A 17,785-nucleotide genomic window follows, 5' to 3' on the forward strand; every position below is an offset into this window, starting at 1 on the left:
CTTGTTCAGGCCGGATCGGGGGCGGGGGAGCTGAGAGCGGTGACAGTGACGGCGTCGATGTCGACGTGTTCGGGGGTCGGCAGGGTGGTGCCGGGGAGGGCTGCCGCCGCGCTGCCGTAGGCGACGGCGGATCGGAGGCAGTCGGCGGGCGTTGCACCGGACATGTGTGCTGCCAGGTAGCCCGCCAGCGACGAGTCGCCGGCGCCGACCGTGCTGCGGGCGACGATCGGTGGTGGCGTGGCCCACCACGCGCCGGCCTCGGTCACGAGAACCGCACCCGCGGCGCCGAGCGTCGCGAGGACGGCTTCGACCCCGCGGTCCACGAGTTGCCTGCCGGCATGGGCGGTGGCCGTCGGGTCCCCGCGCAGCGCGGACTCCTCGAGCAACTGCCCGTCGGCGCCCGTGAGCTGCGCGAGCTCCTCGCTGTTCGGTTTCACGAGGTCGGGAGCGGCCGCGGGGAACCGGTCCGCGAGCGCGAGCAGTGGAGCGTCCGACGTGTCGACGGCGACCCTGCACGGCGCCGAGCGCAAAGCCTCGACGAGCGTGGCGTACCAGTCGGTGGGAATGCCCGGGGGAAGCGACCCGGACAGCACCACCCATTCGGCCCTGGACCCGCGCTCGATGATCTCCGACTGCAGATCGGCGAGGGATTCGGCCGACATCGCGACGCCGGGTTCGTTGACCTTGGTGGTGGTGCCGTCCGGTTCGGTGATGGTGATGTTGGTGCGCGCCGGACCGGACGTTGCCACGGTCACGTGTTCGATCCCGTGCTCGGACAGGGCGGTGAGCAGGGGATCGCCCTCGTTGCCGGGGAGTACGGCGACAGCGGCGACACCGGCCGAGGTGAGCGCGCGGGCGACGTTGACCCCCTTGCCGCCGGGGTCGCTGTGGGTGGCGGCCGCGCGCAGGACGGTTCCTCGTTCGAGGCGCCCCACCAGGTTGACGGTGCGGTCGATGCTCGGATTGGCGGTCAGCGTGACGATCATGCGATCACCACCTCGATTCCCTGGTCGTGGAAGTGGGCTCGGTCTGCGGAACTGATGTCGGCGTCGGTGACGAGGATGTCGACGCTGTGGATGGGGGCGAAGCTCACGAGGTGCTCGCGGCCGACCTTCGACGAGTCGGCGACCACGACGACGTGGTTGGCGCACCGGACCATCGCGCGCTTGACCGCAGCCTCCTCGGTGTCCGGTGTGGACAGGCCGTGGCCGACGCTGAGCGCGTTGGTGCCGATGAACGCGACGTCGACGCGGAGGACGTCGAGGATCCGCAGCGCTTCCTCGCCGACGGCGGCCTGCGTGATGCCGCGCACCCGGCCGCCCAGCATGTGGAGCGTCACCGAATTGAGCCCCGCGAGCCGGGCGGCGATCGGCACGGAGTTGGTGATCACGGTGAGGTCCAGATCGGACGGGAGTTCCGGGATGATGCGCCCCGTCGTGGTTCCCGCGTCGAACAGCACGCTGCCACCGGACGGCGGCAGGTAGGTGGCGGCGCGCTTGGCGATCCGGTCCTTCTGCTCGGCGCGGGTGTGGTCGCGCTCCGTCATGCCGGGCTCGGTGACGGTGAGGGACCCCGCAGGTACCGCGCCGCCGTGCACGCGGCGGATGTGGCCGAGACGCTCGAGTAGAGCGAGGTCACGGCGCACGGTCTCGGTGGTGACGCCGAACGTGTCGGAGAGGTCCGCGACCGACATGCGACCCCGCTGCGAGATCAGCGTGGTGACCGCTTGCTGGCGTTCTTCCGGATACACCGTGACCTCGTTCCTGTTCTCGTCGATGAAGTGTTCGGTGATGTGATCCGTTATGGTCTGCATCACACGAAATGTTGTGTCATGTTGTTTTACGCCCGAGTGTGTTGACATGTCAAGAGTTGAGAGTAATCTCCGTCACATAGTCGATTCGCATTTCCGACTGTGCGAAGACAGAACGAACCGGCCAGGAGGACCCGATGACCGAAAACCGTGAAATCGTGCGAGGTACGCCGGTGGTACCGGGCATTGCCTACGCGCCGGTGATCTGGCCGGCTCCGCGGCCGGAGGTCGCATCCGGATCGGCCCGGATCGACGAGGTGTCGCGCGACGCGGAGAAGGTCCGCTTCGAGGAAGCGGCCGCCGTGGTGTCGCAACGACTCCGCGACCGCGCGGCGAGCGTCTCCGGCGCCGCGGCGGAGGTGCTGCAGGCGAACGCGGCGATGGCGGCCGACCGCGGCTGGCTCGGTGCCGCGCAGAAGCTGATCGCCGGTGGAACCCCGGCGGAGGAGGCGGCAGCCGAGGCCACCGAGCAGTTCGCCACCCTGTTCACCAAGATGGGCGGGCTGATGGCCGAACGCGTGACCGACCTGCGCGACATCCGTGACCGCGTGGTGTCCGAACTCCTCGGTCTGTCCGAACCAGGTATCCCCGTGCCCTCGACGCCGTCGATCCTGTGCGCCCAGGACCTCGCGCCCGCCGACACCGCCGGCCTCGATCCCGAGCTGATCGTCGGACTCGTGACCGTCCTCGGTGGCCCCACCAGCCACACCGCGATCATCTCTCGGCAGCTGGGCATTCCGTGTGTGGTCGCGGTGCGTGACCTCGAATCCGTCGTCGCGGGCACCCCCGTCCTCCTCGACGGCTCGGCGGGCGAACTCGTCGTCGAACCGGACCCCGTGGAGGCCCGCGCCGCCGTGGAACACGGCCGCGCCGAACGGATCCGCATCCAGTCGTGGGAGGGGCCCGGCCGCACGAGCGACGGACATTCCGTGTCGATTCTGGCCAATGTTCAGGACGGGGCCGGTGCGCGGTCGGCAGCCACGACCGCCGCCGAGGGCGTCGGACTGTTCCGCACCGAGTTGTGCTTCCTGGACCGCGATTCCGAGCCGGGTGTCGACGAGCAGGCCGAGATCTACGGCGAGGTGCTCGACGCGTTCGCCGGCCGGAAAGTGGTGATCCGGACGCTCGACGCGGGTTCGGACAAGCCGCTGCGCTTCGCCAACCACGCCGAAGAGGCGAACCCGGCACTCGGGGTCCGTGGAATCCGGATCGCCGAACAGAATCCGGGCATCCTCAGCAGGCAACTCGACGCCGTCGCCGCCGCGGCGAAGCAGACGCAGTCGCAGCCGTGGGTGATGGCACCGATGATCTCGACGCCCGCCGAGGCCGAATCCTTCGCGGCGGAGGTCCGCGCTCGCGGACTCGTGCCCGGCGTGATGGTCGAGGTACCGGCCGCCGCGCTTCTGGCCGACCGTCTTCTGCGCCACGTCGACTTCCTGTCCATCGGCACGAACGACCTCGCGCAGTACACGATGGCCGCCGACCGGATGTCCTCCGACCTGGCATCGCTCACCGACCCCTGGCAACCGGCGGTCCTCGCGCTCGTCGCCCGCACGGCCGAGGCGGGCATCGCGGCGGGCAAACCGGTCGGCGTCTGCGGCGAGGCGGCCGCCGACCCGCTGCTCGCCTGCGTGCTGATCGGACTCGGGGTCACGTCGCTGTCCTGCGCAGGTGCCGCTGTATCCGGTGTGGGTGCGAAGGTGGGATCGGTCTCGCTGGACGACTGCCGTCGTGCCGCCGAGGACGTGCTCGCCACGAGCGATCCCGCGGAGGCGCGCGCCGCGGCGGCCCGGGTACTGGGCGCGTAGCCCCGGGTGTGCTGCGGGATCCGGTCCCGAGGGCGCGAAACTCCCAGATCGTGCCTACTATTGGCGAACTGTGACGAAAAGAGAAACCGACGCCCCCGACGGTCCGGCCGGCGGCTCAGCAGGCCCGTCCACCCCCACGCGGGCGTTCGGGTGGGCGCTGCACGGTGACGGCAGGCGCATCGGTGAGGGCGAGGTGGTCGCTCCCGGCGAGCGCCTCACCTGGCCGCGCACGGTCGGAATTGGGATGCAGCACGTCATCGCGATGTTCGGCGCCACCCTCCTGGTGCCGACCATCACCGGGTTCCCGGTCACGACGACACTGCTGTTCTCGGGTATCGGGACGGCCCTGTTCCTGCTCATCACCCGCGGCCGCATCCCCAGCTATCTCGGATCGTCGTTCGCATTCATCGCGCCGCTGACGGCGTCGCAGAGTTCGGGTCCCGCCGCGCAACTCGGCGGTGTCGCCGCTGCGGGTCTGTTGCTGCTCGTGGTGGGCATCGCGGTGAAGCTGGCCGGATCGCGGGTCATCGACGCCGTCATGCCGCCGGTCGTCACGGGCGCCGTGGTCGCGTTGATCGGGCTCAATCTCGCACCCACCGCGGTGGATTCGTTCGAATCGCAACCGCTGATCGCCGGGGTGACCCTGCTGGCGATCCTGCTCGTGACCGTGCTCGGTCCGGGACTGCTGGGCCGTCTCGGCATCCTCGTCGGGGTCGTCGTCGGCTGGGTGTTCGCAGCCGTGATCGGCGGACTCGCCGAGGAGCGGGTGACGGCGCTGCGGGAGGCGGCCTGGTTCGGCGTGCCCGAATTGCGGGGACCGACGTTCGAGTGGTCCGTGATCGCGCTGACCCTGCCCGTGGTCATCGTCCTGGTCGCCGAGAACGTCGGCCACGTCAAGGCGGTGTCGGCCATGACCGGTCGGTCGCTCGACGACGTCGCCGGCGACGCCCTCGTCGCGGACGGATTGGCCACCACCCTTGCCGGATTCGGCGGCGGCTCCGGGACCACCACGTACGCCGAGAACATCGGAGTCATGGCCGCGACGCGGGTCTACTCCACCGCCGCCTACTGGGTCGCGGCCGCCACCGCCGTGGTTCTCGCGTTCTCACCGAAGTTCGGTGCCCTCGTGTTCACCGTGCCCAACGGTGTCATCGGCGGCGCCACCCTCGTGCTGTACGGCCTGATCGGCGTCCTCGGTGTGCGCATCTGGATGGACGCCGAGGTGGACTTCACCGACCCCGTGAACCTCACCGTGGTCGCTGCGGCGCTCGTCGCCGGCATCGGCGACCTGACGCTGACGATCGGGTCCGTGGAACTCGGTGGCATCGCGTGGGGTTCGGTCGGCATCCTCGTCGCCTACCCGGTGATGCGCTCGCTCGCGCGGTTCCGCAAGCCCTGACACGGTGACCGAATGGGTCACGAATCCCGATCACCTGGGTCATTCACCACGTAGTTCCTCGCCTCTACCGTCGAACGAGACGGACCCAGATAGTTGATACGAGGAGTCGGCGTGGAGCGCACCCTGTTCGAACCGGAGCACGAACTGTTCCGGGAGTCGTACCGCAAGTTTCTCGCACAGCATGCCGAGCCGAACCACGCCAAGTGGGAAGAGCAGAACATCGTCGACCGCAGCCTGTGGGTCGAGGCCGGCAAGCAGGGCTTCCTCGGCATGGCCGTCCCGGAGGAATTCGGCGGCGGCGGTGTGCGCGACTTCCGGTACAACGCGATAATCACAGAGGAGACCACCCGCGGCGGGTACAGCGGGATCGGCTTCACCCTGCACAATGACGTCGTCGCGCCGTACCTGCTCGAACTGAGCAACGAGGAGCAGAAGCAGCGCTGGCTGCCCGGCTTCGCGTCGGGCGAGCTGATCACGGCCATCGCGATGACCGAACCGGGCACCGGCAGCGATCTGCAGGGCATCAAGACGCGCGCCGTGCGCGACGGCGACGACTGGGTCCTCAACGGTTCCAAGACCTTCATCACCAACGGCATCAACGCCGACCTCGTGATCGTCGTCGCGTGTACCGATCCCGACAAGGGGGCGCAGGGATTCAGCCTCCTGGTCGTCGAACGGGACATGCCGGGCTTCGAACGCGGCCGCAACCTCGACAAGATCGGGATGAAGGCGCAGGACACCGCGGAGCTCAGCTTCACCGACGTCCGCGTTCCCGCCGCCAACCTTCTCGGTGAGGAGGGGATGGGCTTCCTCTACCTGATGAAGAACCTTCCCCAGGAGCGGCTGTCGATCGCCGTGGTAGCCGCGGCCGCAATGGAATCGGCACTCGACATGACGATCCAGTACTGCCGCGACCGGAAGGCGTTCGGCAAGTCGATCGGCAGCTTCCAGAACACCCGCTTCGTGCTCGCGGAACTCGCCACCGAGGCAACGGCCGTCCGAGTGCTCGTCGACAAGTTCATCGAACTGCTCAACGACGAGAAGCTGTCGGTGCAGGAAGCGGCGATGGCCAAGTGGTGGACCACCGAGGCGCAGGTCCGGCTGATCGACCGGTGCCTGCAGCTGCACGGCGGCTACGGATACATGAAGGAGTACCCGATTGCCAAGGCGTACATGGATTCCCGTGTCCAGACCATCTACGGCGGTACCACCGAGATCATGAAGGAAATCATCGGTCGCGGCCTCAATCTCTGACGAGGCGCGACCTGCGTATCCGGGGTGGATGCGAGGAGGCCCCACGGCAGTCGCCGTGGGGCCTCCTCGTGTCTCCACGCGGCAGTGACTAGATCTTGCGCATGACCGTGACGACCTTGCCCAGAATGACCGCATCGTTGCCGGGGATCGGATCGAACAGGGGGTTGTGCGGCATCAGCCACACCTCGTTCTCGGTGCGCTTGAACGTCTTGACGGTGGCTTCGCCGTCGATCATCGCTGCCACGATGTCTCCGTTCTCCGCCACATTCTGCTGACGGACCACCACCCAGTCGCCGTCGCAGATCGCGGCATCGATCATCGATTCGCCGACGACCTTGAGCAGGAACAGCGAGCCCTGGCCCACCAGTTCACGGGGGAGCGGGAAGACGTCCTCGACTGCTTCCTCGGCGAGGATCGGGCCACCGGCGGCGATCCGGCCGAGGACCGGGACGAACGTGGGTTCCGGCAGAGGTGCGCCGTCGGCACCGGACTTGACCGCGGCCAGTCCGACGGCGGCGCTCGCGTTCGCCGCGGCTCCCGCCGCCACCTCGTCGAGGCCGCGTACGTCCACCGCGCGCGGACGATTGGGATCCCTGCGGAGGAAGCCCTTGCGCTCCAGCGTGCGCAGCTGATGAGCGACGGAGGACGTGGAGGTGAGCCCCACGGCGTCGCCGATCTCGCGGATGCTCGGCGGATAACCGCGCTCGTTGACGGACGTGCGAATCACCTCGAGGACACGGCGCTGCCGGTCGGTCAACCCGGCGGCGGAGCCACCGCTCACACGTGGAGTCGAACCGTCGGTCGAGCTGTCGTCCTTCATGGCGAGGTGCCTCCGTCTGTATGTGGATCTTCTCGGTATGGGTCGCATGTGACTGCTGTGCCGCGTGACACGAATCTATCCCGCTTTCCTCGGAGTTTCAAACATCTGTTCGACACGTGTCGCGAGAAGTAGAGACATTGTCGGGGTGCCGTGGTAGAAATCGAACATGTGTTCTTTCGAACGCGTGATCGAACGCCCGGAGGGGTCGGACGCCGACCGGGTCGGCAGCGGATACGACAACGGATCTGACGACAACGGATCTGACGACAACGGATACGAGCAGCGGAGGTACCGATGAGCAACGCAGTTCTCCATCGGCAGGCAGTGCTGAACCGGCAGGCACTCGAACGAGGTGTGGTCCGTTCCGGGGCCGCACGGTCGTACCGGACCGAGCCGCGCCGCCGTCGCACCGACGGTGAGCTGCGGCGGCCGTCGTCCGGCGCCGTCGCGTACCGGCCCACTCACACCGGGGTCTCCCGCGCCGATCATTCGCGCGGGTCGAACGATGTCGGCTGGCGGATGGTGCTCGCGAGTGTCGTGATCACCGCGGGTGTGTTGTGCGGGCTCGTCGGGGTGGCTCAGCTGGCCACCACCGACGGTGTGAGCAACTCGGCGGCCACGGAGGTCGTGCAGGTGCAGCAGGGGGAGAGCCTGGCCGCGCTCGCGGCGCGGATCTCCCCGGAATTGCCGGTGGCACAGGTGGTCGAGCAAATCATGGAGCTGAACGCCATGTCCAATTCGGCGCTCCACCCGGGCCAGAGTCTGATCGTCCCGTCGTCCTCTGACCGGTGACGGGGGTGGCTCTGCATGACTGTCCCCTCGGGCGGCCGAGTAGTCTCGGATGCTGTCAGTCCCACCACTTCGTGTGGTCGCGTCGAGATCGTGCATCCGCTGCGTGAATCCGTTTTCGTCGGTTCGCCATCGGGGGAGGCGAACAGTTGCGGCCACGACGGCTACGACGAAGGAATCGCCATGCACTGCCCGTTCTGCCGGCACCCCGATTCACGTGTGGTCGATTCGCGAGAAGCCGACGAAGGACAGGCCATCCGTCGCCGCCGTTCGTGCCCCGAGTGCGGTCGCCGGTTCACCACCGTCGAGACCGCTGTGCTGTCGGTGGTCAAGCGCAGTGGTGTCACCGAACCGTTCAGCCGGGAGAAGGTGGTGCGGGGTGTGCGCCGCGCCTGCCAGGGCCGGCAGGTAGACAACGACGCGCTGAATCTTCTTGCCCAGCAGGTCGAGGACGCGGTCCGGGCGTCGGGTTCCGCGGAGATCCCGAGCAACGAGGTGGGCCTCGCCATTCTCGGTCCGCTTCGTGATCTCGACGAGGTGGCGTACCTGCGTTTCGCGTCCGTGTACCGGTCGTTCAGCTCCGCCGAGGACTTCGCTCGCGAGATCAAAGAGCTACGCGAACACCGCGAATCCCGCGACGACGGCTGAGCCGAGGCGTCAGCGCACCTTCTCCATTGCCCTGCGCGTCAGCGCACCTTCTCCATTGCCCTGCGCGTCAGCGCACCTTCTCCATTGCCCTGCGCGTCAGCGCACCTTCTCCATTGCCCTGCGCGTCAGCGCACCTTCTCCATTGCCCTGCGCGTCAGCGCACCTTCTCTATTGCACTGATCACGCGCTTCTCCGAGACGGGGATCGGTGTTCCGAGTGTTTGAGCGAACAGGCTGACCCGCAGTTCCTCGATCATCCAGTGGATGGCGTCGACCTCGGGTGTGTGCTGTCGTTCTTCCGGCAGGCCCGCGAGCATGCGTTCGTATCCGGCGTACACCCGGTCGAGGACGTCCATTCCCTTCTGGTCGCGCGGTGCGCTCCCGGGAAGAGCGTCGAGACGGGCCGCCGCAGCGGCGAGGTAGCGGGGCAGTTCACGGAGGCGAGTGGCACCGATGTCGGCGACGAATCCGGGAAACAGCAGCGACTGCCGCTGTTCACGCACGTCGTCGGCGGCCTCACCGGTCGCGCGTTCCAGCACCACGGTGAGCCGGTGGTCCGCTTCGAGCACCGGCGACACCAGTCGCAGGAGCACCGCCACGTTCCGGGCCATCTCGGCGCGCGCCGTCGCTACGAGGGCGTCGAACTCCTGCGGGGTGCGCACCGGCGTGCCGTGCGCGGCGATCACCTGGTTCGCGGCGGCGTTGCGGCAGTCGTCGATCAGTGCGTCGAGGCTGCCGTCGGGGTTCTGTCCGAGCGCCAGTCGCTGTGCGTTGCTCAGCCCCGACGTGACCGTCTTCGCCTGGGTGGGAACGGCGGCGAGCAGCAGCCGCCGCGTTCCGGCGCGCATAGCGGATCGTTGCGCCGCCGCGGTGCTGAGCACGCGGACGGCGACACCGTCACCCTCCGGGACCAGGGCGGGGTAGGCGGTGACCTTCTGGCCGCCGAGTTCGCGTGTCACGGTGGCTTCGAGTGAACCGAGGGTGGCGGGGGTCCACGTGAGTGCGGGCGGCCGTTCCGAATTCGAGGCCGCCTTCGCCACCTCTACCTGGACGCGGGGAGCGAGCGACTTGCGCAGCGACACGAGGTCCTTGTCCCGGCCGAGGACGGCACCTTTCTCGTCCACGGCGGCGAACGTCATGCGCAGATGGTCGGGGAGCGCGGTGACGTCGAAGTCCTTGGGATCGATGCGACAGGCGCCGAGTCGCGACAATTCGCGGGCCATCGCCATGGTGAGCGGTTCGGAGCGGGGTTTCACGGCGGCCAGTGCGGCGGCCGCGAAGTCCGGTGCCGGAACCACCTGTCGGCGAAGGGTCTTCGGGAGCGTCTTGATCAGGGCGGTGACCAGTTCGACGCGCATGCCGGGGACCAGCCAGTCGAAGCCGACCGGGCGCAGGCCCGCCAGCAGCGCGATCGGGATGCGGGCGGTGACGCCGTCGTCCTCGGTGCCGGGCTCGAACTGGTAGGTGAGGGGGAACTGCATGTCGCCCTGGCGCCAGGCGTCGGGGTACTCGCCGCCGAGTACTGCGGCGGACTCGGCGTTGACGACCGTTGCCTGGGTGAACGTGAGTAGGTCGGGGTTCTTGCGGCGGGCGACCTTCCACCAGGAGTCGAAATGCCGGGCGGAGACCGCTTCCGGGCCGACGCGCTGGTCGTAGAAGTCGTAGAGGGTGTCGTCGTCCACGAGGATGTCGCGCCTGCGGGCGCGGTGCTCGAGTTCCTCGACGTCTTCGAGGAGGGCGCGGTTGGCGTGGAAGAACTTGTGCTGCGTCTGCCATTCGCCCTGCACCAGAGCGTGGCGGATGAACAGGTCCCGGGACGTCTCGGGATCGATGGTGCTGTAGGTGACCGCACGCCGGGCGACGAGCGGGATCCCGTACAGCGTCACGCGTTCGTAGGCCATGGCGGCGCCGCGCTTCGACGACCAGTGCGGCTCGGAGTAGGTGCGTTTCACGAGGTGCGGCGCCAGCTTCTCCGCCCACTCGGGTTCGATCCTGGCCGACATCCGCGCCCACAGCCGGGACGTCTCGACCAGTTCGGCGGCCATGACCCATCGCGGGGGCTTCTTGAACAGGCTCGAGCCGGGGAAGACCGCGAATCGGCTTCCGCGGGCCCCGAGGAAGTCTCGTTTGTCACCCTCTCGGAGTCCGATGTGCGACAGCAGTCCCGCGAGGAGGGACTGGTGGATCGCAGCCTCGCCGGCCGGGGTATCGGTGGTGTCCCAGCCGAGCCCGCGGGTGATCTGCCGGAGCTGGCCGTGCAGGTCCTGCCATTCGCGGATGCGCAGCCAGTGCAGGAACTCGTTTCGGCACATCTTGCGGAACTGGTTGGACGACAACTCGTTCCGCTGCTCGCGCAGGTACTTCCACAGTTCGAGGAAGGCGAGGAAGTCAGAGTTCTCCACGGTGAACCGGGCGTGCTTCTCGTCCGCTGCCTGCTGGAATTCGGCGGGACGTTCCCGCACGTCCTGGATCGAGAGGGCCGAGACGATGACCAGCACCTCGGCCAGGCAGCCGTTCCGGTGTGCCTCGACGAGCATCCGGGCCATGCGCGGATCGACGGGGATCTGCGCGAGTTCGCGTCCGACAGCGGTGAGGACGGGTTGCTCGTTCTGGGCTTTCCGTTCGATCGCCCCGAGTTCCTCGAGCAGGCCGATGCCGTCGCGGACGGCCCGCGGGTCGGGCGGCTGGACGAACGGGAACGCGGCGATGTCGCCGAGGCCGAGCGCCGTCATCTGCAGGATGACGGATGCGAGGTTGGTGCGCAGGATCTCCGGTTCGGTGAACGCGGGCCGCGCCTCGAAGTCCTCTTCCGAGTAGAGGCGGATGCAGATGCCCTCGGCCACACGGCCGCAACGCCCGGAACGCTGGCGGGCGGACGCCTGCGAGATCGGTTCGATGGGCAGGCGCTGCACCTTGGTGCGCACCGAGTAGCGGGAGATGCGGGCGGTTCCCGGGTCCACGACGTACCGGATGCCGGGCACGGTGAGGGAGGTTTCCGCGACGTTCGTCGACAGCACGACCCTCCGCCCGGTGTGGGGCGTGAACACCTTGTGCTGTTCGGCCGCCGACAGCCGGGCGTACAGGGGCACGATCTCGGTGCCGCGCAGTCTGCGGTCGCGGAGCGCGTCGGCGGTGTCGCGGATCTCCCGTTCGCCGGAGAGGAAGACCAGGATGTCGCCGTCGCCCTCGCCGGACAGTTCCTCGACCGCCTCGCACACCGCGTCGACGGGGTCGCGGTCGAAGGTCTGGTCGCCCACGTCCACCGTGAGTGGGCGGTAACGCATCTCGACGGGGAAGGTGCGTCCGGACACCTCGACGATCGGCGCGGGCACCCCGTCGTCGGTCGCGAAGTGCTGCGCGAAGCGTTCCGGATCGATCGTGGCCGAGGTGATGATCACTTTCAGATCGGGCCGGCGCGGGAGTAGCTGTCGCAGGTATCCGAGGATGAAGTCGATGTTGAGGCTGCGTTCGTGGGCCTCGTCGATGATGAGCGTGTCGTACCGGCGCAGCATCCGGTCGCGCTGGATCTCGGCGAGCAGGATTCCGTCGGTCATCAGTTTCACCAGCGTGCCGTCCGACACCTGGTCGGTGAATCGCACGGTGTAGCCGACGGTCTCACCGAGTTCGCTGCGGAGTTCCTCGGCGATGCGTTCGGCAACCGTCCGCGCCGCGAGACGGCGGGGCTGGGTGTGTCCGATGAGGCCGCGGACGCCGCGGCCGAGTTCGAGGCAGATCTTCGGGATCTGCGTCGTCTTGCCCGAGCCTGTCTCGCCGGCGACGATGACGACCTGGTTCTCCGCGATCGCCTTCGCGATGTCGTCGCGGCGCTGGCTGACGGGCAGCGAGTCAGGGTAGTCGATGACGGGGACGCTGTCGAGTCTTCGTGCGATGCGTCCGCGGGCGGCGGCGATCTCGTCGGACAGGGACGCGAGTGCGTCGGGTGTGCGCGCACGGTCGAGTCGCCGGCGGAGCCGGTGTTCGTCGCGCAGAGTGAGTTCGCCGAGGCTGTTCTTCAGTTCCCGCCGGCTGGGTGCTGTGGTGGACATGCTGCACCCCAGCCTAGCCAACCCGGTGGATCGCCCTGTGCCGCGCCCGCCCGTGTGCGAATATCGGCGGATGGACGCTGCCGTCGTCACGGACCTGAGGGGTCAGAGGATCGTTCGGGTTCTGCGGGCGGTCTTCGCCGTCTACGGGCTGATCGCGGTGCTGTGGATTCCGCTCCGCAGCGCGGGCAGCGACGACTTCTCCCTGGCCAACTACCTCAGCTACTTCACCATCGAGAGCAACATCCTCGCGGCCGTCGTCCTGCTCGTCGGCGCGGTCCGGGATCCGCAGTCGCGGGGCTGGCAGCTGTTCCGGGGCGCGACCACGCTGTACATGGTCATCACCGGAATCGTGTACGCGGTGCTGCTGGCGAACATCGACGTCATGCTGCAGGACGCCTGGATCAACACGGCCCTGCACCGTATGCTGCCGCTCGTCCTGCTGGTCGACTGGGTGGTGGCCCCGTCCCGGGTGCGGATCTCCGAGGCACAGAGCCTCAGCTGGCTGGTCTTCCCGGCCGTGTACGGCGCCTATTCCCTGATCCGGGGTCCGATCGTCGACTGGTACCCGTATCCGTTCCTGGACCCCCGACAGCAGGGGTACCTCCAGCTGGCCGTCACGGCGGTCGTGTTGTTGCCGGCGATGGCGTTGATGGCGCTCGCCGTCAACGCGGTGGGACGTCTCGGTGCGCGCCGGCGGTACGGCGAAGACCGGTAGGGCGAAGCTGCGCGCAGACGATTCGCGCACCGCGCTATCCTCCACACGACAGGCGTCCGCGCGATCATCCGTGACTTCGGCAACGGCTGGGAGACTATGTTCGACGAGTTCGCAGGCGAGAACTTCGACCTGCTCGGCCGCGACCGCGGCAGTGTCGTCGCCGCCGACGACGGTGTGCCCCTCGCGGTGCGCGAGGTGGGTCCGGCGTTCGCGCCCTTGACGGTGGTGTTCGTCCACGGCTTCTGCAATCGGATGACCGGGTGGCACTTCCAGCGGGTTCAGCTCGAGGAGGCGTGGGGCTCGACGATCCGCATGGTGTTCTTCGACCTGCGGGGGCACGGCGACTCCGGGGTCCCGCGTCGCGACACCTGCACAATCCCGCATCTCGCGCGGGACGTCGACGCCGTGATCCGTGCGCTCGTCCCCGAGGGTCCGATCGTGCTGGTCGGCCACTCGATGGGCGGCATGGCGGTCCTGTCGTACGTCGGACAGCATCCCGATCTGATCGGCTCCCGCGTCGTCGGGGTGGGTCTGATCGCCACCGCGGCGGAGAAGCTGGGTGACGTGGGGCTCGCGCGGACCCTCAACACGCCGGTCGTTGCCGGATTCAGCACCGCGGCCCGGCATCTGCCGCGGGTGGTGCAGACCGGTCGCGGCGCGAGCAAGAGGGTGCTGGCGCCGATCCTGAGGTCGGCGTCGTTCGGTGACCGCAGGATCAGTCCGGCGATCATGTGGCACTCCGAGCAGATGATCAACGACACGTCCCTCAAGACCCTCGTCGACTTCCTGCCGTCGTTCAAGAATCACGACGAGACGGCGGCGGTGCCATTGCTCGCACCCATCGAGACGCTGGTGGTCTGCGGCGATCGCGACCTCCTGACCCCGTTCCGGTATTCGAAGGCGATCGCCGGGCATCTGCCGGACGCGGAGCTGGTGAAGGTTCCGGGTGCGGGGCACATGGTGCAGTTGGAACGCGCCGAGCTCGTCTCGGACGCGATCGATCGCCTCCTGACCCGTTCCGTCGAAACCCTTCCCACGCCGAGTGCCTGGAGCGAGTGGGTCCGGGTGGCGGCGGACTACGTGGACCACGTACGGCACTGGGTCGCCCACGGCGGGCCCGCGGCCTGGTGGCGCGGGCTACGTGGGCGTCCCGTCGTCGGCTCCACGTTCCGGTAGCACGCAGAATTCGTGCCCTCGGGGTCTGCGAGGACCGCCCAGGGAACGTTCGGGTCGTCGACGGGCTGAAACACGAGTGACGGGGACCCGGGCGCGTTCGATTCGACGTACTCGAGCCCGTACGCGTCCTTCCATCGGCGGGTCGACGGGTAGTCCGGTGCGGCGCACCAGAATCGTGCCAGTGATTCCGCGTCGCGGCAGTCGACGGCGATGGCGATGATTCGGCTGGTCATGGGGTGCGGGTACCCGTGTGACGGTGGCCGCCCACCGTCACCGAGACGGTGTCGGTGGGCCTCCGTGCCACGTCCGCAAAGGGCAAAGCCGCGACAACACGTGCCACTCGGGCCACAATGAGTGAACGCGAAACCGACCCGAGGAGGCGGGATCACATGGCATTTGCGAGTTCTTCAGCCGAGCAGGAAACCCTCCCACCAGGTGTTCTCCGTCGCGCGATCGCGGCGTCGGCAATGGGCAACGCCACCGAATGGTTCGACTACGGTGTCTACGCGTTCACCGTGTCGTACATCTCGGCAGCGTTCTTTCCCGGTGACACCGGTTCGGCCACCCTCTACGCCCTGCTCGTGTTCGCGGTGTCGTTCGTCGTGCGACCGCTCGGCGGCCTCGTGTGGGGTCCGCTGGGTGACCGGCTCGGACGCCGCCAGGTTCTGGCGCTGACGATCATCCTGATGGCGGGTGCGACGTTCTGCGTGGGCCTCGTGCCCGGATACGACGTCATCGGTTTCTGGGCGCCCCTGCTGCTGGTGCTGCTGCGCATGATCCAGGGCTTTTCGACCGGCGGCGAATACGGCGGCGCGGCAACGTTCATGGCCGAGTACTCGCCGGACCGCAAACGCGGTTTCTGCGGAAGCTTCCTCGAGTTCGGCACCCTCGGCGGATACGCGCTCGGCGCGATCGTGGTCCTGGTGGTGGAGTTGCTCTCCACCGACCCGTTCATGTCCACCTGGGGCTGGCGTATTCCGTTCCTGATCGCCGGACCGATGGGTCTCATCGGCCTCTACCTGCGCACCAAGCTCGAGGAGACACCCGTGTTCCGGGAGCTGGATGCGGAGGGCGAGGTCGAGTCGACGCCGACCCACGAGTTCAAGGACCTGGTGACCGAATACTGGAAGCCGTTGCTGCTGCTCGGCGGCCTCGTCATCGCATTGAACGTCACCAATTACACCCTGCTCAGTTACATGCCGACATACCTGGAGACGCAGATCGGCCTGACGTCGACCGCGTCGCTGACCCTGTTCATCGTCGGGCAGCTAGTGATGATGGCGGTCATTCCGTTCGCCGGCGGGTTGTCGGACCGGGTCGGCCGCAAACCGCTGTGGTACGGCTCGCTCGTGGGATTGATCGTGCTCGCCGTCCCGATGTACCTGCTGATGCGTCAGGGGTTCGGATGGGCGATCCTCGCGTTCGCGGTGCTCGGGTTGCTGTACGTCCTGCAGCTGTCCACGATTTCGGCGACGTTCCCGGCGATGTTCCCGACCCACGTGCGGTTCGCGGGATTCGCCATCGCCTACAACGTGTCGACGTCTGTGTTCGGTGGCACGGCCCCTGCGGTCAACGAACTGCTCATCGAATGGACCGGCAACTCACTCATGCCGGCGTTCTACATGATGGCCGCGTGCGCGATCGGCCTCGTCGCGCTGTACTTCGTGGCCGAGACGGCTGGCGCGTCCATCCGCGGTCGCGGGATTCCGGGAGTCGACACCGAGCCACACCCCACCGCCCTGGCGGAGAAGTGACGCGGCACGATCCTCTGCGGGGCGTCGTGGCATAGTCGCCTTCGGGCGGGGATTCACGAAGGGATGAGCATGGCGTCGGCACTGTGGCACGGATTCGCGGACATGGGCGCGGTGGAACAGAAGGGCGCCTTCGTGGTGTCCCGCGGCGAGGGCGCCTACATCTGGGACGATCGCGGCAACCGTTACCTGGATGCGACAGCAGGTCTGTGGTTCACCAACGTGGGGCACGGCCGCGCGGAGATCGCGGACGCTGTCGCGCAGCAGTTGCGGACCGTGGCCCATTTCTCGAACTTCGGTGACTTCGTCCCCGAGACGACGGCGGCCCTGGCCGATCGCCTCGCGACCATTGCGCCGGTGCCCGGCAGCAAGATCTTCTTCACGTCCGGTGGTTCGGATTCCGTGGACACGGCGGCCAAGCTTGCCCGCCGCTACTGGCACGAGTTGGGCAAGCCGTCCAAGACGATCGTGGTCGGCCGCCAGAAGGCCTATCACGGGATGCACGTGGCGGGCACCGCGCTGGCGGGCATCCCCGCCAACCGCGAGGGTTACGGCGAGTTGATGGCCGACGCCGCCACGGTCGCCTGGAACGACGCCAAGAGCCTGCTCGAACTGATCGAGAAGATCGGCGCCGACACGATCGCCGCGTTCTTCTGCGAGCCCGTCATCGGTGCGGGCGGCGTCTACCTGCCGCCGGAGGGCTATCTCGCGGAGGTCCGCGACATCTGCCGCGAACACGACATCCTGTTCGTCGTCGACGAAGTGGTCACGGGATTCGGCCGTATCGGCGGCGAGTGGTTCGCATCGACGCGATTCGACCTGCAGCCCGACATGATGACGACGGCGAAGGGCCTCACCTCCGGGTACGTCCCGATGGGTGCGGTGTTCATCGCCCCGCGCGTGGCCGAGCCGTTCTTCGCCGGCGGGGTCTGGTGGCGGCACGGCTACACCTACGGTGGGCATGCGGGTGCCGCCGCGGCGGCACTCGCCAACCTCGACATCATCGAGCGCGAGAATCTGCTGGCGGAGTCGAAGCGGCTCGAGTCGTCACTGCACGAGCACCTCGCGCCTCTCGCCGACCATCCGCGGGTCGAGGAAGTGCGCAGCGGTCTCGGTGCGGTCGCGGCGGTGCAGCTGGCCGATCCGGCGGAAGCGCTCCCGTTCGTGAACACGTTGCGCGAACACGGGATCTCGGGGCGCGCGGCCGGTCAGGGTGCCATGCAGATCTCGCCGGCGTTCGTGATGACGGACGAGCAGGTCGCTCAGCTCGCGGACGGAATCCGCCGGGCACTGGGCTGATCGGTCCCGGTGCCCCGCCTGCGAAAGCGGCGCAGGGCACCGGTGACACGGTCCCGCCAGGTGGGCGGGGTGAGGTCGATTTCCGTCTGCCCGTCGTGGGCCGCGTACGCACGGGTGTAGCGCTCGTGCAGACGCGCCCGGACCTCGTCGGGCGTGTACGCCTTGCGGTGCCGATCCGCGCGTACCGCGACGACCCCGGTCGCGGCGACACCCACCACACCGGCGAGTCCGAGAAGTTTCCACCATTGCCTGCCACGCGGTCGCATCCTTC

General features: G+C 68.1%; 16 protein-coding genes. 10 read left to right on the forward strand and 6 right to left on the reverse strand.

Annotated elements, in window-relative coordinates:
* Positions 1 to 5: 5 nt before the first annotated feature.
* Together pfkB and PSR88_RS34445 are read right to left on the reverse strand one after the other, a co-directional pair.
* Positions 6 to 986, reverse strand: coding sequence for a 1-phosphofructokinase (gene pfkB, locus PSR88_RS34440; RefSeq protein WP_011598574.1), 981 nt, complete (start codon positions 984 to 986; stop codon positions 6 to 8).
* Positions 983 to 1,750: a DeoR/GlpR family DNA-binding transcription regulator gene (locus tag PSR88_RS34445; RefSeq protein WP_029537508.1), complete on the reverse strand. Its 768-nt coding sequence runs from the start codon at positions 1,748 to 1,750 to the stop codon at positions 983 to 985. Before PSR88_RS34445 ends, pfkB begins: the two co-directional genes overlap by 4 nt.
* A gap of 197 nt (positions 1,751 to 1,947) precedes the next feature.
* On the opposite strand from PSR88_RS34445, the gene ptsP reads away from it, so the two are divergent.
* The 3 genes from ptsP to PSR88_RS34460 all read left to right on the forward strand — a co-directional run bounded on the left by ptsP (position 1,948) and on the right by PSR88_RS34460 (position 6,271).
* Positions 1,948 to 3,618: a phosphoenolpyruvate--protein phosphotransferase gene (ptsP, locus tag PSR88_RS34450; protein WP_016880130.1), complete on the forward strand. Its 1,671-nt coding sequence runs from the start codon at positions 1,948 to 1,950 to the stop codon at positions 3,616 to 3,618.
* A 70-nt stretch (positions 3,619 to 3,688) separates the two neighbouring features.
* Positions 3,689 to 5,017, forward strand: a complete 1,329-nt coding sequence (locus tag PSR88_RS34455) for a uracil-xanthine permease family protein (protein ID WP_009480041.1) — start codon at positions 3,689 to 3,691, stop codon at positions 5,015 to 5,017.
* A 111-nt stretch (positions 5,018 to 5,128) separates the two neighbouring features.
* Complete coding sequence (locus PSR88_RS34460; protein WP_011598578.1) at positions 5,129 to 6,271, forward strand: acyl-CoA dehydrogenase family protein; 1,143 nt, start codon at positions 5,129 to 5,131, stop codon at positions 6,269 to 6,271.
* Between the two features lie 88 nt (positions 6,272 to 6,359).
* Here the strand turns inward: PSR88_RS34460 and lexA are convergent, their stop codons facing one another.
* Entirely contained in the window at positions 6,360 to 7,091 is a 732-nt protein-coding gene (gene lexA / locus PSR88_RS34465; protein ID WP_009480043.1) for a transcriptional repressor LexA, read from the reverse strand.
* A 166-nt stretch (positions 7,092 to 7,257) separates the two neighbouring features.
* Between lexA and PSR88_RS34470 the strand changes: the two genes are divergently transcribed.
* The 3 genes from PSR88_RS34470 to nrdR all read left to right on the forward strand — a co-directional run bounded on the left by PSR88_RS34470 (position 7,258) and on the right by nrdR (position 8,528).
* Complete coding sequence (locus PSR88_RS34470) at positions 7,258 to 7,389, forward strand: hypothetical protein (RefSeq protein ID WP_272943383.1); 132 nt, start codon at positions 7,258 to 7,260, stop codon at positions 7,387 to 7,389.
* Complete coding sequence (locus PSR88_RS34475; RefSeq protein ID WP_011598579.1) at positions 7,386 to 7,883, forward strand: LysM peptidoglycan-binding domain-containing protein; 498 nt, start codon at positions 7,386 to 7,388, stop codon at positions 7,881 to 7,883. Before PSR88_RS34470 ends, PSR88_RS34475 begins: the two co-directional genes overlap by 4 nt.
* Before the next feature lie 180 nt (positions 7,884 to 8,063).
* Positions 8,064 to 8,528 (forward strand): transcriptional regulator NrdR, encoded by a 465-nt coding sequence (nrdR, locus tag PSR88_RS34480; RefSeq protein ID WP_029537517.1) that lies wholly within the window; start codon positions 8,064 to 8,066, stop codon positions 8,526 to 8,528.
* Between the two features lie 154 nt (positions 8,529 to 8,682).
* On the opposite strand, the gene hrpA is transcribed toward nrdR, so the two are convergent.
* Positions 8,683 to 12,573, reverse strand: a complete 3,891-nt coding sequence (hrpA, locus tag PSR88_RS34485) for an ATP-dependent RNA helicase HrpA (protein WP_016880134.1) — start codon at positions 12,571 to 12,573, stop codon at positions 8,683 to 8,685.
* Between the two features lie 70 nt (positions 12,574 to 12,643).
* Between hrpA and PSR88_RS34490 the strand changes: the two genes are divergently transcribed.
* Positions 12,644 to 13,288, forward strand: a complete 645-nt coding sequence (locus PSR88_RS34490; RefSeq protein ID WP_009480048.1) for a Pr6Pr family membrane protein — start codon at positions 12,644 to 12,646, stop codon at positions 13,286 to 13,288.
* Positions 13,289 to 13,384: 96 nt separating this feature from the next.
* Positions 13,385 to 14,464 (forward strand): alpha/beta fold hydrolase, encoded by a 1,080-nt coding sequence (locus tag PSR88_RS34495; protein WP_011598583.1) that lies wholly within the window; start codon positions 13,385 to 13,387, stop codon positions 14,462 to 14,464.
* On the opposite strand, the gene PSR88_RS34500 is transcribed toward PSR88_RS34495, so the two are convergent.
* Positions 14,365 to 14,697 carry a VOC family protein gene (locus tag PSR88_RS34500; protein ID WP_237723765.1) on the reverse strand — a complete coding sequence of 111 codons (333 nt, stop codon included), beginning with the start codon at positions 14,695 to 14,697 and terminating at the stop codon, positions 14,365 to 14,367. The two genes, PSR88_RS34495 and PSR88_RS34500, sit on opposite strands and share 100 nt — an antisense overlap.
* A gap of 156 nt (positions 14,698 to 14,853) precedes the next feature.
* Between PSR88_RS34500 and PSR88_RS34505 the strand changes: the two genes are divergently transcribed.
* Both PSR88_RS34505 and PSR88_RS34510 read left to right on the forward strand, forming a co-directional pair.
* On the forward strand, positions 14,854 to 16,218 hold the full coding sequence (locus tag PSR88_RS34505; protein ID WP_009480050.1) for an MFS transporter: 1,365 nt from the start codon (positions 14,854 to 14,856) through the stop codon (positions 16,216 to 16,218).
* Between the two features lie 63 nt (positions 16,219 to 16,281).
* On the forward strand, positions 16,282 to 17,514 hold the full coding sequence (locus PSR88_RS34510) for an aspartate aminotransferase family protein (protein ID WP_011598585.1): 1,233 nt from the start codon (positions 16,282 to 16,284) through the stop codon (positions 17,512 to 17,514).
* On the opposite strand, the gene PSR88_RS34515 is transcribed toward PSR88_RS34510, so the two are convergent.
* A complete protein-coding gene (locus PSR88_RS34515; protein ID WP_009480052.1) occupies positions 17,478 to 17,780 on the reverse strand; it encodes a hypothetical protein in 303 nt (100 codons plus the stop codon). The two genes, PSR88_RS34510 and PSR88_RS34515, sit on opposite strands and share 37 nt — an antisense overlap.
* Between the last annotated feature and the right edge of the window lie 5 nt (positions 17,781 to 17,785).

The sequence above is a fragment of the Rhodococcus sp. DK176 genome (assembly GCF_038447315.2).
In the GTDB taxonomy this organism is placed as follows: domain Bacteria; phylum Actinomycetota; class Actinomycetes; order Mycobacteriales; family Mycobacteriaceae; genus Rhodococcus_F; species Rhodococcus_F jostii_A.

Excerpts from the sequence above, each read along its gene's own strand:
- pfkB (WP_011598574.1), bottom strand. The coding sequence starts at position 986 with ATGATCGTCACGCTGACCGCCAATCCGAGCATCGACCGCACCGTCAAC.
- ptsP (WP_016880130.1), top strand. The coding sequence starts at position 1,948 with ATGACCGAAAACCGTGAAATCGTGCGAGGTACGCCGGTGGTACCGGGC.
- lexA (WP_009480043.1), bottom strand. The coding sequence starts at position 7,091 with ATGAAGGACGACAGCTCGACCGACGGTTCGACTCCACGTGTGAGCGGT.
- PSR88_RS34470 (WP_272943383.1), top strand. The coding sequence starts at position 7,258 with ATGTGTTCTTTCGAACGCGTGATCGAACGCCCGGAGGGGTCGGACGCC.
- PSR88_RS34475 (WP_011598579.1), top strand. The coding sequence starts at position 7,386 with ATGAGCAACGCAGTTCTCCATCGGCAGGCAGTGCTGAACCGGCAGGCA.
- nrdR (WP_029537517.1), top strand. The coding sequence starts at position 8,064 with ATGCACTGCCCGTTCTGCCGGCACCCCGATTCACGTGTGGTCGATTCG.
- hrpA (WP_016880134.1), bottom strand. The coding sequence starts at position 12,573 with ATGTCCACCACAGCACCCAGCCGGCGGGAACTGAAGAACAGCCTCGGC.
- PSR88_RS34490 (WP_009480048.1), top strand. The coding sequence starts at position 12,644 with ATGGACGCTGCCGTCGTCACGGACCTGAGGGGTCAGAGGATCGTTCGG.
- PSR88_RS34495 (WP_011598583.1), top strand. The coding sequence starts at position 13,385 with ATGTTCGACGAGTTCGCAGGCGAGAACTTCGACCTGCTCGGCCGCGAC.
- PSR88_RS34500 (WP_237723765.1), bottom strand. The coding sequence starts at position 14,697 with ATGACCAGCCGAATCATCGCCATCGCCGTCGACTGCCGCGACGCGGAA.
- PSR88_RS34505 (WP_009480050.1), top strand. The coding sequence starts at position 14,854 with ATGGCATTTGCGAGTTCTTCAGCCGAGCAGGAAACCCTCCCACCAGGT.
- PSR88_RS34510 (WP_011598585.1), top strand. The coding sequence starts at position 16,282 with ATGAGCATGGCGTCGGCACTGTGGCACGGATTCGCGGACATGGGCGCG.
- PSR88_RS34515 (WP_009480052.1), bottom strand. The coding sequence starts at position 17,780 with ATGCGACCGCGTGGCAGGCAATGGTGGAAACTTCTCGGACTCGCCGGT.